Source organism: Sphingomonas sp. SKA58 (genome assembly GCF_000153545.1).
Classification (GTDB): domain Bacteria; phylum Pseudomonadota; class Alphaproteobacteria; order Sphingomonadales; family Sphingomonadaceae; genus Sphingobium; species Sphingobium soli.
The window spans coordinates 434,845-445,083 of the sequence record NZ_CH959306.1; the positions used below are offsets into that span (position 1 = coordinate 434,845).

The window sequence follows — 10,239 nt, forward strand, 5'->3', positions numbered from 1 at the left end:
CGCATGTTCAAATGGGACGCATATGCCTTATTTGGGGCATTCCTATGCCCTGCTTGCTTGGTTGCTACCAGCTTTGTAATGGGTTTGCCCGATGACGTAGGCTGGGTGGCGCTTCCTTTCCTGCTGCTTATCGCGGGCTTTTTCTTCGGTGCACCGCAGATCGCCATGCTTGTGGCCATTTTGGCAACTAAACATAAGAGCTTAAAGTTGCTATTCGTCGCGGCGTCCCTGGCGATGATCGCGGTGTATTGGATCGCTTTGCAGGATGTTCGTCGATCGACAGGATCTACGGCCGTCGTAGCCCTCCCATTCCTTTCGATTGCGCTGGCCGCAATGTCAGGGATAGCTGTCGGTTTGATATTGGTTGTCCACCATTTGCTTTATAGTCAAGCGAGTGGGGATCACGATGAGGATAAGGCGCAAGGTTAAGCCTCTTGCAGCCCATGCCGCCCGCGTCTAAAGGGCGCGCAACTTTCCAACAATCCGGAGTTACGAGGGCCATGGCCGTCACGCGCACCTTTTCGATCATCAAGCCCGACGCGACCCGTCGCAACCTGACCGGCGCGGTCACCAAGAAGCTGGAAGAGGCCGGCCTGCGCGTCGTCGCTTCCAAGCGTATCCGCATGAGCCGCGAACAGGCCGAGGGCTTCTACGCCGTTCACAAGGAACGCCCCTTCTTCGCCGACCTCGTCGCCTTCATGATCTCCGGCCCGGTCGTCGTCCAGGTGCTGGAAGGCGAGGACGCCGTGAAGCGCAACCGCGACATCATGGGCGCCACCAACCCCGCCAATGCGGACGAAGGCACGATCCGCAAGGATTATGCCGAATCGATCGAAGCCAATTCGGTCCATGGTTCGGACAGCGAGGAAAATGCCGCGATCGAGATCGCCTATTTCTTCAAGCCCGAGGAAATCGTCGGCTGATCGACGCCTGACCCGCTCGGGATGAAGAGGGGCTGCCGCAAGGTGGCCCCTTTTCTATGCGCCGGGCTTTTGGGCTGGCCGCCCCGCCGGCGTCCCCGCCCAACGCCGGTCCAGCGCCTTTTGCGCACCCGCGACCGTAACCGCGTCCACCAGCGACAGGCCGCGCAGGCTCAACCGATGCCCCGCCAGCCAACGGCCGGTAATGCCATAGCCGATATCGTAAAGCGCCGCGCTTTCATGCGGCTCGCCATCGACCACGAAGCGGGTGACGATCGCCACCGGCAGCTTTTCGTCGCCCACGCTGTCATCGGGCAACTTCGCCTGTTCCCGCGCCCGCTTCAGGGGATTGGCGAACCAGTCCGCCTCGATGCGCGGTTCGCCGGTGGTATCGACCGGCGTCAGCTCCAGCGCCTTGGGAAACAGGATGGTCTGGCTCTGCACGACCTGGGCCGGGTCGGTCGTGCGCAGCCGGATGCGGTCGCCTTCTACCGAATCGGCATGCAGCACCAGCCGCGCCGCGCGCACGGACGCAGCTTGGCTTTCCGCCGCTTTCTCGGCGCGTCGGTCCTGCTTGTCCGACCAGTTGATATAGAGCGTCAGCGCCGAAATCGTGACCGCCAGCACCGCAATGCCTTCGCCCAAAGTGATCCAGCGCCGCCGAATCGCGGCGGCTTCCTTGGCACGGGCTTCCTTGGCCGTTTCGCTGACTGCTTCCGGTTCGTCCGTCATCCTCACACCGTTTGCGGCGGGCTTTCGAAACGGTCGATCACCCAATCCTCCGCCTGCGCGCCGCCAATCCATTCCTGCATCCAGGGATGGGCGATGATCGCCTGCATATAGCCTTGGGCAAAGCGCGCGACGGGCAATTGATAGGTGATGAATCGGGTCACGACCGGCGCGAACATGATGTCGGCCGCGCCAAATTCGCCGAACAGGAAATCGCCTTCGCCGCCATGACGCGCACGCGCCTGCGCCCATAATTCCATGATACGCGCTATATCCTGCGCGACGCCGTCTGATGGCGGGACGGGGTTGTAGATCTGGCGGATATTCATGCTGTGCTCGCGGCGCAGCGCGGCAAAGCTGCTGTGCATCTCCGCCGCCATCGACCGCGCCATGGCGCGCGGCGCGGGATCGGCCGGCCAGAACCGGTCGCCGCCGCTCTTTTCATTCAGATATTCGACGATGGCCAGGCTGTCCCACACGACGATGTCGTCGCCGTCCCACAATATCGGCACCTTGCCTGATGATGGCGCGAATTCGTCGCCCTCGCGCCGCTGCTCCCATGCCTGGTCATAGAGCGGAACGACGACTTCCTCGAAGGGCAGGCCGGACAGCTTGCACGCCAGCCAGCCGCGTAGCGACCAGCTGGAATAGGCCTTGTTGCCGATAAAGAGCTTCATCATGCGCCCTTCTTAGCGCCCTGTCCGGACCCAAGTCGAGCGGGAAGACAAGTCTCGATCATGAACCGCAATGTCAACTGTCCTTGACAAGTAGCGTTCGTCTATGTCAATGAAACTTGACATTATGTCAAAGGAGCTTTGCCATGCCGCCTATTCCGACCGCCCGTTCGCGGCATCCCGTCCTTCTGTGGTGCCTCGCCTTTTGCGGCGCGATGGGTGTTGCGGGCCTCATTGTCCACAAATTCGACCTTGGCTGGGCCGGGACGCTGGCGATCATGCTGACCGCCACTGGCATGACCATCCCGATCGTCCGGGCGGCCGAGCGGTCGGCACGGTTCGAAGGCAATCTGTCGCCCGCCATGCGCCGCTATAATCGCCGGATGGTGGCGGGCAGCCTGCTCTACACGCTGGGCCTGTTCCTGGCGGTCTACGCCTACAAAAACTGGGAACCGACAGGCGCGCTGCTCTGGGGGCTTGCCTTGTTGCCGGCCGCCGGCGCCTTGGCCATGGTCGCCGCGATGGCGCGGTTGCTGATCGAGGAACAGGATGAATATCTCCGCCTGAAACTGGCGCAATCCGCCCTGTTCGGCACCGGAGCCCTGCTGGTGCTGGCAACCATCTGGGGTTTCCTGGAGCAATTCCGACTCGTTCCTCATGTCCCCGCCTGGGCGGCCATCCCCGTCTTCGTCATCGCGATCGGCGTGTCCCGCTGCCTGACCTGGGCGCGGGCGTGAAGAACCGGCTCAAGCTGCTGCGCGCCGAGCGCGACTGGAGCCAGGGGGAGCTTGCTACGCGACTGGGCATTTCGCGCCAGAGCGTCAACGCGATCGAAACCGGGAAATATGATCCCTCGCTCCCGCTCGCCTTCCGCATCGCTGACTTGTTTGCGCTGCAAATAGAGGATATTTTCCTGCGCGACGAAGAAGGAGCGGGGGAATGAAGCTGGTGCGCGCCAGTGCGGCTATCCTGATATGCCTTGCCGCCTTATGGGGCGCGGCGCATGTCGGCGTGCTGCCCGTGGCGTTAGGCTGGCGGGCGGAAGCCCTGTCGCCCGGCCCCGTAGTCCACGCCCGGCCGCCGGGTCTCCATTGGCGCCTGCCGATCCTGCGTTGATCGGTTCAGGCGAAGATCAGGCGATCTGCCTCGGTCTGGGCCTGCAACAGGGCGATCGGCCCGGTGACCTCTGTCCCTGGGGGCAGGTCGGCAAGGGATAGGCCGGCAAGGCTCATCCCGCTCTGGCAGGCGCTCAATGCGACGCCCAGCGAAAGCGCCTCTGCGAGCAGGTCTTCAAGCGACGGCAGTCCCGCAGCCTTATGACCGGCATCACGCGGCGCCGCGATCGGTGCACGAAGCAGTGCGACGGCGTCCAGTTGCAGGAACAGCCGTGCCCGACCGCCTAGCGCCGCCTGCGCCGCCGCCAATGTCAGCGCACCGCGCAAACGCTCCGGGTCCGGTGCCGCAACGATGATGGTCAGGGCGCGCATAGTTCCATCGCGCATCCCGAACAGGCCGGGTCCTTGGCAACATCCACTGTGCGAAATCGCATGGTCAAAAGATCGGCGATCAGCAATTTGCCGGCCATGTCCGTCCCGAACGGGACAAGCGCGCGGATCGTCTCCAGCGCCGCCAGACTGCCGATCGTGCCGGTCAGCGCGCCGATCACGCCGGTTTCGGCGCAGTTGCGCTCCGGCGCGTCTTGTGGATCGCCCACCAGGCAGCGGTAGCAGGGTTTGTCCGCCTCCCACCCCCGATAGGTCGCAATATGTCCTTCGAACGGGCCGACGGCCGCCGACACAAGCGGGATGCGCAGTCGCTGCGCGGCATCGGCGACGATCAACCGGGTCGCGAAATTGTCGCACCCGTCCAGCACCACGTCCGCGTCGCGGAGCATCAGGCCGGCATTGTCGGCATCGATCCGCGCGTTGATGGGGATCAGCTTCACGTCGGGGTTGATCCGCGTCACCGCCGCCATTGCCGCTTCCGCCTTAGGGCTCCCTATATCGTCGGTGCCGAACAGCACCTGCCGTTGCAGGTTGGACAGGGCCACCACATCATCGTCGATCACGCGGATCGTGCCAACGCCCGCAGCCGCCAGATACAGGATCGCGGGGCTACCGATGCCGCCCGCGCCGATAACAACGACGTCCGCGTTCAAAAGTCGCATCTGGCCCGCACCGCCAATTTCCCGCAACACGATATGCCGGGCATAGCGGTCCAGTTGCGCGTCGGTGAGCGTCACGGTGCGTCCGACCAGAGGAAACGCACCTGCGATCGCATCCAGTGCGGTTCTGCCGATCCGCTTTTCGGGAATGACCCGCGCAGTGATCCCAGGATGCGATTGCTGACAAACTGTTCGACTTCGGGGCATTGGGCGTTGACCGGCGCGACCTTGAGCGGCTTGCCATCACCCGACAGCAGGAACAGCATGTCGATTTCCAGCAGGTTGGACCCTTCATAGGGCACCGCGCCCGAACAATTGCCCTTGCGATATTGACGCGCCACATCTTCCGACCAGCGCGGCGAAATCCTGCGGCCCAGCCAGCGGTCGATGACCGGAACCTGGCTCAGATCCTGCGGCATCGCGGGTAGCGCCGCCGGTACAGGCGCCGCGGCCAGCATCAGGGAAAGCAGGATGGTCATGGCGTCACACTCCCGTCGAACCAAAGCCGCCCTTTCCCCGGGCGGTATCGTCGAGACTATCGACTTCTGCGAAACTGGCAAGCTGGACCGGCGCGACCACCAATTGGGCGACCCGGTCGCCGCGCGCGATGGCAAAGGGCTCGTCGCCCAAATTGATAAGGATGATCTTCACTTCGCCGCGATAATCGGCATCGATCGTGCCCGGCGTGTTCGGCAGGCTGATGCCATGTTTCAGCGCCAGACCCGATCGCGGGCGCGCCTGTATCTCATAGCCTTCGGGTATCGCCATGGCAAAGCCGGTCGCGACGGCGTGGCGTCCGCCCGGCGACAGTACCAGTTCCTCGGCCGATACCACGTCCATGCCGGCGGCCTGCGCGGTCGCGTAGGCGGGCAGGGGCAGCCCTCCACCATGGGGCAGGCGCTTGATCCTTATTTCAATCGGCGGAAAGGGTGAGGGCATAAGCGACCTTTTCGATAAGTTTGTCGGCGACGACTTGCTTGGGCAGGCACGGCCAGCTTTCGATGCCCTGCGCGCTGACAATCTGCACGGCATTGTCGTCGCCGCCCATCACGCTGTCGCCCGGCGCGCCGGACACGTCATTGGCGACGATCCAGTCCGCGCCTTTCTTTGCCAGTTTGACCTGCGCATGGTCTGCAACCTTTTGCGTCTCGGCGGCAAAACCTACCAGCAGCTTGGGGCGCAGAGCATGACGCCCCAATGTCGCAAGAATGTCGGGATTTTCCACGAGGGCCAGCGGGGCCGGCTGACCTGAGCCATCCTTCTTGATCTTCTGCCCGGCGGCGTCGGCCGTGCGCCAGTCGGCAACGGCCGCGACCATGATGGCGGCGTCTGCCGGCAGCGACGCGTCAACGGCGGACAGCATCTCGCGCGCCGTTTCCACATCGATCCGGGCCACGCCTGCCGGCGTCGGTAGCTGCACCGGCCCGGCGACCAGCGTCACGCGTGCGCCTGCATGCGCGGCGGCGGCGGCGATGGCGAAGCCCTGTTTCCCTGAGGACCGGTTGGCGATGTAACGCACCGGGTCGATCGGCTCATGCGTCGGCCCGGCGGTGACCAGGATATGCTTTCCCGCCAGCGATCCCCTATTGCCCGTAAAATCGCACAGTCCGGCCAGCGGATCGGCCCGCAAAGCCAAGGCAAGAAGCCGCTCGACCTCCACCGCTATGGCCTCGGGCTCGGGCAACCGCCCCTTGCCATATTCGCCGCACGCCATTTCGCCGTCGTCCGGTTCCATGACGTGCACGCCATCGGCCCGCAACTGCGCCAGATTGCGCTGCGTCGCCTTATGGTGCCACATGCGCACATTCATGGCGGGGACAGCCAGCACCGGCTTGTCGGTGGCCAGCAGCAGCGTCGTCGCCAGGTCGTCCGCAATGCCGGTCGCCATCTTCGCCAGGATATTGGCGGTGGCCGGCGCGACCACCACCAGGTCGGCCTGGCGGCTGAGCTGGATATGCCCGATCTCGCGCTCGGCCTTCAGGTCGAACAGGTCGTCATACACCTGATCCTCGGTCAGCACGCCCAGCGACAGCGGCGTCACGAACTGTTCGGCGCTCTTGGTAAGCACCGCCCGCACAGCGATACCGCGCTTGCGCAAGGCACGGACAAGCTCCAGCGACTTGTAGGCGGCGATCCCGCCGGAAATGATAAGGAGGACGCGCCGGGTCATTCGGAAAGGCTATCCAAGTCCGCGCGGCATAGCGCCAGCAACTCGCCGATCCCATGCGCCGCCGTGCCAATGTGGAGCAGGCGAAATCCGGGCGCTGGCTTCCTCGCGTGTCATACTGACGAAGATAGTAGCAAAGTCGCTCCCACGCCAGCCGCTGCTGCGACTATCGCCACCAGCGCGTAGCGCCACCCGCCGCCCACGCGGATCAGCCTGACTTCGTTCAGCGGGGGAGGGGGCGGGGCGCCGCCCTTTTCGGGAAAGGCGTCTTCTATCCGTTTGATGAGACCCGGCAGACGCTGGAGCGTGCGCCAATTCTCGATCAGCGTATCGGCCGCCTTGGCCTCCGGCCCAAGTTCGTCGCGCAGCCAGCCCTTCACATAGGGGCCGCTCGTTTCCCACATATTGATGTCGGGGTCGAGCGAATGGGCCACGCCCTCCACCATCACCATGGTCTTTTGCAAGAGTAGCAAATGCGGCTGGGTCTGCATGTCGAAATCGCGGGTGATGGCGAACAGGCCGTCCAGCATACCGCCCACCGACAGCTCGCTCGCCGCCTTGCCGCGCATCGGCTCGCCCACTGCACGCAGCGCCGTCGCGAACTCGGCGACATTATGATGGGCGGGCACATATTGCGCCTCGAAATGGATTTCGGCGACGCGCTTGTAGTTGCCGGTAATGAGGCCGTAGAGAATTTCCGCAAGCCACATGCGCGCGCGCCGGTCTATCCGGCCCATGATGCCGAAGTCGATCGCGACGATCTCGCCGCTTGCCGTCACGAACAAATTGCCCTGATGCATGTCGGCGTGAAAGAAGCCTTCGGCGATCGCCTGCCGCAGGAAGGCGTTGACCAGGCGGGCGGCCAGATCCTTCATGTTGTGGCCTGCCGCGACCAGCGCGGCGCGATCGGCGATCTTGATGCCGTCGATCCACTCCATCGTCATGACCTTGCCGCTCGTGCAGTCCCAGTCGATGGCGGGGATGCGATAGCCTGGCATCGCCTCCATCGCCTCGGCCAGTTCGGACGCCGACGCCGCTTCGCGTCGCAGGTCCAATTCGCGTGCGGTCCAGCGCTTGAGGTTGGCGATCACCAGGCGCGGGCGCAGTCGAGCGACTTCCCCGCCCAGCTGCTCGATATGGGCTGCGGCCCATTCATAGGTCTGGATGTCGCGGTTGAACTGATCAATAACGCCGGGGCGGATCACCTTGACCGCAACGTCCCGCCCATCGGTGGTGAGCGCGCGATGGACCTGCGCGATCGACGCCGCACCCACCGGGGCTTCGTCGAACCGGCTGTACAATGCTTCCAGCGGCCGCCCGAAACTTTGCTCGATCTGGGCGCGGATCGTGTCGAACGGCACGGGGGGCAGGGCGTCCTGCAACCGCAGCAGGTCGTTGGCCGCTTCCTCACCGACCAGATCGGGCCGGGTCGCCAGTGTCTGGCCCAGCTTGATCGCGGCCGGGCCGATCGCCTGAAACGCGTCGGCATAGCGGGGCTGCTTGGGCACGCGTGCGCCCAGCCGGGCGATCCGCACCAGACGGCGCACGGGCGCGGGCGTCAGCGGATCGCGCTCGATCCCACGCAGCGCGCCATGCCGCGCCAAGATGCGCCCCCATTTCAGGAGCCGCCAGATATGGGTGATGTGGGACGTCATGCGCGGGTCAGATCTTCCACCCGCTATGGATCGCCACCAGCCCGCCCATGATCGGCTCGACCTTGGTGTTCACGAAACCCGCGTCCCGGATCATCGCTTCAAATTTGGGCATGGGCGGGAAGCGTCGGATCGATTCGATCAGATAGCGGTAGCTGTCGGCGTCATTGGCGAACAGTTTGCCGAGGTGCGGCACCAGCTTGTGCGAATAGACGTCATAGACGTCCGAAAAACCCGGCCAGGTCGTCGTGGAAAATTCCAGGCAGAAGAACCGGCCACCGAACTTGAGTACCCGGTGCGCCTCCTTGAGCGCCTTGTCGATATGGGTGACGTTGCGGATGCCAAAGGCGATCGTGTAGGCATCGAATGCGCGATCGCCAAAGGTCAGGTCTTCGGCATTCTGCTCCGACCAGATCAGGCCTTCATATCCCTTCTTCTGCGCGCGCTCGACGCCGACGGCCAGCATTTCGGGATTGATGTCCGACACGGTCACCTGCGCCCCATGGCGGTGCATACGGAACGCGATGTCGCCCGTTCCGCCGGCCATGTCGAGAATCTCTTCACCGGCCTGCGGCTTCACGCGGCGGACGAACTGGTCCTTCCACAGCCGATGCGCGCCGCCTGACATGGCGTCATTCATCAAATCATATTTGGCTGCGACATTGGAAAAGACCGCGCGGACCATGCCCGCTTTTTCGGCGGCATCGACGTCGCGATAGCCGAAGGATGCTGTTTCGCTCATGCCTCTCGCTCTAGCCGCTGTTGTCGTCCCATGCCAGCGCGAAGGCAGCCGTGGCCGGAACGTTTCGCCTGCGTCATTCATTCCTCCGCCTTACCGACCGATCTGGGGGAATGTCGATATGCGCCGACCTGTCCACTTCGCCGTCGCGCTCGCCGCGCTGCTCTGCCTGGCGCAAGCTGCGCCGCCACCCAGCCCGCAGCAAATCTACGGTCCCTTGTTCGAAGCGGTGCAGAGCGAGCGGGTCTTCGAGGATGGGAAGACCTTCGTCGACGCCGTACCAAAAGGCGACCCTGCCGCCATCGTCGAGGCCTATCGGCGGGAACAGCCAAAGGGCGCGGCCCTGCGCCAGTTCGTCCTGCGCCATTTCAGCGTGCCGGGCGAGCAGGACGAGCGGCCGGCCCAAACGCTCCGCGACCATATCCGCGCGCTCTGGCCGCAGCTCACCCGGCCGGCGCTCAATCCGCCTGCCGGCTCATCGGCCCTCTCCTTGCCTGCGCCCTATGTCGTGCCGGGCGGGCGATTTCGCGAAATCTATTACTGGGACAGCTATTTCACCATGCTCGGCCTCAAGGCGGATGGGCAGCAACCCCTGATCGATTCGATGCTCGCCGATTTTGAAAGCCTCATTGCCCGCTACGGCTTCATCCCCAACGGCACCCGCACATATTATCTGGGGCGGTCGCAGCCTCCCTTTCTTTCGCTGATGGTCGATCTGGCCAGCAACCCAACCGATCCTCGTCACCTGGCCGCCTTGCGCGCCGAACATGACTTCTGGATGCGCGATCGCGCATCCAAATCAGGGGCCGCCCTCCGCGTGGTGCGCATGCCCGATGGCGCGCTGCTCAACCGCTATTGGGATGATCGGCCCGGACCGCGCGATGAAAGCTGGGCCGAAGATGTCGCGACCGCGCGTCAAAGCAACAGGGCCAGGGGCGACGTCTATCGCGACCTGCGCGCCGGCGCGGAAAGCGGCTGGGACTTTTCCTCCCGCTGGCTGGCCGATCCCAAACGCCTGTCTACGATCCGCACCACGCATATCGTGCCCGTCGACCTCAACAGCCTGCTCTGGCGGCTGGAGCGCGCCATTGCCGAACGATGCGCGACAGCGGGCGATGCCGGTTGCGCGCGTCAGTTCCATCAATTCGCCGCGGCGCGCAAAGCCGCCATCGACCGCTGGCTCTGGCTACCGGA

15 protein-coding genes are annotated in these 10,239 nt (G+C 64.3%); 6 read left to right on the plus strand and 9 right to left on the minus strand.

The features are described from left to right. Positions 1-3 precede the first annotated feature (3 nt). Both SKA58_RS02500 and ndk read left to right on the plus strand, forming a co-directional pair. Positions 4-429 carry a hypothetical protein gene (locus SKA58_RS02500; RefSeq protein ID WP_232209354.1) on the plus strand — a complete coding sequence of 142 codons (426 nt, stop codon included), beginning with the start codon at positions 4-6 and terminating at the stop codon, positions 427-429. A gap of 71 nt (positions 430-500) precedes the next feature. Then, positions 501-923 (plus strand): nucleoside-diphosphate kinase, encoded by a 423-nt coding sequence (ndk, locus tag SKA58_RS02505; protein ID WP_009820765.1) that lies wholly within the window; start codon positions 501-503, stop codon positions 921-923. A 54-nt stretch (positions 924-977) separates the two neighbouring features. On the opposite strand, the gene SKA58_RS02510 is transcribed toward ndk, so the two are convergent. Both SKA58_RS02510 and SKA58_RS02515 read right to left on the minus strand, forming a co-directional pair. After that, positions 978-1,652 (minus strand): hypothetical protein, encoded by a 675-nt coding sequence (locus tag SKA58_RS02510; protein WP_009820766.1) that lies wholly within the window; start codon positions 1,650-1,652, stop codon positions 978-980. A gap of 2 nt (positions 1,653-1,654) precedes the next feature. Then, positions 1,655-2,329: a glutathione S-transferase family protein gene (locus SKA58_RS02515; protein WP_009820767.1), complete on the minus strand. Its 675-nt coding sequence runs from the start codon at positions 2,327-2,329 to the stop codon at positions 1,655-1,657. Positions 2,330-2,469: 140 nt separating this feature from the next. Between SKA58_RS02515 and SKA58_RS02520 the strand changes: the two genes are divergently transcribed. Genes SKA58_RS02520 through SKA58_RS19765 form a run of 3 tightly spaced genes read left to right on the plus strand, consistent with a single transcriptional unit; the run spans position 2,470 to position 3,439 of the window. Continuing rightward, positions 2,470-3,060 carry a hypothetical protein gene (locus SKA58_RS02520; protein WP_009820768.1) on the plus strand — a complete coding sequence of 197 codons (591 nt, stop codon included), beginning with the start codon at positions 2,470-2,472 and terminating at the stop codon, positions 3,058-3,060. Continuing rightward, the gene (locus SKA58_RS02525) at positions 3,057-3,266 is read left to right on the plus strand and encodes a helix-turn-helix transcriptional regulator (RefSeq protein WP_009820769.1); all 210 of its coding nucleotides are present in this window, start codon (positions 3,057-3,059) and stop codon (positions 3,264-3,266) included. The genes SKA58_RS02520 and SKA58_RS02525 overlap by 4 nt, the downstream gene beginning before the upstream one ends. Next, positions 3,263-3,439: a hypothetical protein gene (locus SKA58_RS19765; RefSeq protein WP_009820770.1), complete on the plus strand. Its 177-nt coding sequence runs from the start codon at positions 3,263-3,265 to the stop codon at positions 3,437-3,439. The genes SKA58_RS02525 and SKA58_RS19765 overlap by 4 nt, the downstream gene beginning before the upstream one ends. Positions 3,440-3,444: 5 nt before the next feature. Here the strand turns inward: SKA58_RS19765 and SKA58_RS02530 are convergent, their stop codons facing one another. The 7 genes from SKA58_RS02530 to SKA58_RS02560 form a co-directional block, all read right to left on the minus strand. Next, the gene (locus SKA58_RS02530) at positions 3,445-3,810 is read right to left on the minus strand and encodes a DsrE family protein (RefSeq protein WP_009820771.1); all 366 of its coding nucleotides are present in this window, start codon (positions 3,808-3,810) and stop codon (positions 3,445-3,447) included. Beyond that, complete coding sequence (locus SKA58_RS02535; RefSeq protein WP_009820772.1) at positions 3,798-4,565, minus strand: HesA/MoeB/ThiF family protein; 768 nt, start codon at positions 4,563-4,565, stop codon at positions 3,798-3,800. Before SKA58_RS02535 ends, SKA58_RS02530 begins: the two co-directional genes overlap by 13 nt. Then, a complete protein-coding gene (locus SKA58_RS02540) occupies positions 4,562-4,966 on the minus strand; it encodes a hypothetical protein (protein WP_009820773.1) in 405 nt (134 codons plus the stop codon). Before SKA58_RS02540 ends, SKA58_RS02535 begins: the two co-directional genes overlap by 4 nt. Positions 4,967-4,970: 4 nt before the next feature. Continuing rightward, positions 4,971-5,426 carry a dUTP diphosphatase gene (gene dut, locus SKA58_RS02545; protein WP_009820774.1) on the minus strand — a complete coding sequence of 152 codons (456 nt, stop codon included), beginning with the start codon at positions 5,424-5,426 and terminating at the stop codon, positions 4,971-4,973. Continuing rightward, on the minus strand, positions 5,401-6,657 hold the full coding sequence (coaBC, locus tag SKA58_RS02550; protein ID WP_009820775.1) for a bifunctional phosphopantothenoylcysteine decarboxylase/phosphopantothenate--cysteine ligase CoaBC: 1,257 nt from the start codon (positions 6,655-6,657) through the stop codon (positions 5,401-5,403). Before coaBC ends, dut begins: the two co-directional genes overlap by 26 nt. Before the next feature lie 110 nt (positions 6,658-6,767). Then, complete coding sequence (ubiB, locus tag SKA58_RS02555) at positions 6,768-8,309, minus strand: 2-polyprenylphenol 6-hydroxylase (protein WP_009820776.1); 1,542 nt, start codon at positions 8,307-8,309, stop codon at positions 6,768-6,770. A gap of 7 nt (positions 8,310-8,316) precedes the next feature. Further along, positions 8,317-9,048: a class I SAM-dependent methyltransferase gene (locus tag SKA58_RS02560; RefSeq protein WP_009820777.1), complete on the minus strand. Its 732-nt coding sequence runs from the start codon at positions 9,046-9,048 to the stop codon at positions 8,317-8,319. 118 nt (positions 9,049-9,166) lie between these two features. Here SKA58_RS02560 and SKA58_RS02565 point away from each other — a divergent pair. After that, on the plus strand, positions 9,167-10,239 hold a 1,073-nt coding region (locus SKA58_RS02565), incomplete at its 3' end, for a trehalase family glycosidase (RefSeq protein ID WP_009820778.1).